Annotated in this window: 1 protein-coding gene; it reads right to left on the bottom strand. The window is 45.5% G+C overall.

Translation table 11 applies throughout. From position 1 onward, the window contains the following. The coding region (gene aspS, locus ACOVQQ_RS01435) for an aspartate--tRNA ligase (protein WP_421816616.1) at positions 1-1,728 on the bottom strand (1,728 nt) is incomplete at its 3' end. Positions 1,729-1,779: the final 51 nt, after the last annotated feature.

Below are 1,779 nucleotides of genomic sequence, written 5' to 3'. Positions count from 1 at the left end.
CAACTCTTTAAGCTGTTTCTCATCAATCACTGCTGGTGCGTCGATCATTACATCCCGGCCTGCATTATTTTTTGGAAACGCAATAAAATCGCGAATGGTTTCTTGACCACCTAAAATGGCAACCAATCGGTCTAAACCAAACGCTAAGCCTCCGTGTGGCGGCGCTCCGTATTGAAACGCATCCATCAAGAAACCAAATTGGTTGTAAGCTTCTTCTTCGGTAAAGCCCAAATATTTAAACATTAAAGCTTGTGTGGCTTTGTCGTGAATTCGAATCGATCCGCCGCCAATTTCGTTTCCGTTCAAAACCATATCGTAGGCATTGGCGCGTACTTTACCCGGCTCGGTTGCCAACAACGCAATATCTTCGGGCTTAGGCGAAGTAAACGGATGGTGCATCGCATGGTAACGACCCGTTTCTTCATCCAATTCCAACAACGGAAAATCAACCACCCAAAGCGGCGCAAACTCATCGGACTTGCGCAAACCTAATCGAGTAGCTAACTCCATACGTAATGCCGAAAGTTGCGAACGCGTTTTATCAGCCTTGCCCGAAAGTATAAAAATCATATCGCCAGCCTGAGCACCTGTTGCCGCCGCCCATTGCTGTAAATCGGCTTGATCGTAAAATTTATCCACGCTCGATTTAAACGTACCGTCGGCGTTGCATTTCACGTACACCATACCCGAAGCGCCAATCTGCGGCCGTTTCACCCATTCTATTAACGCATCTATTTCTTTACGAGTCAGTTCCCCGCAATTCGGCGCAGCAATCCCAACCACTAATTCCGCCGAATTAAATACGCCAAACTCTTTGTGCTGCGCTACGGCATTAAGCTCGCCGAATTTCATACCAAAACGAATATCCGGCTTGTCGTTTCCGTAGGTTTTCATCGCATAATCGTAGGTCATACGCGGAAATTCAGCCACGTCAATTCCTTTGATTTCTTTCAACAAATGACGCGTTAATCCTTCAAAAACATTCAAAATATCTTCTTGCTCCACAAACGCCATTTCACAGTCAATTTGTGTGAATTCCGGCTGTCTGTCGGCACGTAAATCCTCATCTCTAAAGCACTTCACAATCTGAAAGTACTTGTCCATACCGCCCACCATCAACAACTGTTTAAAGGTTTGCGGCGATTGCGGTAAGGCGTAAAATTGTCCGGGATTCATCCGACTTGGCACCACAAAATCGCGCGCGCCTTCGGGAGTCGATTTAATTAAATACGGTGTTTCCACTTCGCAAAATCCTTTGGCCGACAAGTAATTACGTACTTCCATAGTTACTTTGTGGCGAAACAACAAACTGTTTTTCACCGGATTTCGGCGAATATCAAGGTAACGAAACTTCATCCGAATGTCTTCTCCACCGTCGGTTTCGTCCTCAATAGTAAATGGCGGCGTTATCGAAGCGTTTAAAATACGCAGTTCAGTAACCAACAATTCGATGTCGCCTGTAGGCATATTCGGATTTTTGGCCTCGCGTTCGATAACCGTACCTGTAGCTTGAATGACGAACTCACGCCCGAGGGTTTTCGCCAAAGCAAATACTTGCGCATCAGTCCGACTCTCATCAAAAACCAATTGCGTAATGCCGTAACGATCGCGCAAATCGACCCAATTCATAAATCCTTTGTCTCTCGATTTCTGCACCCAACCGGCTAAAGTTACGGTTTGGTTAACGTGTTTTAGGCTTAATTCACCACAGGTATGCGTTCTGTACATGCTTAAAAATTTGGCTGCAAATTTAGAGAAAAGACCGCTGTTTTTAGGTGT

This window comes from Flavobacterium sp., assembly GCF_049240005.1.
Classification (GTDB): domain Bacteria; phylum Bacteroidota; class Bacteroidia; order Flavobacteriales; family Flavobacteriaceae; genus Flavobacterium.
This window is presented reverse-complemented; position numbering and strand designations above follow the sequence as displayed.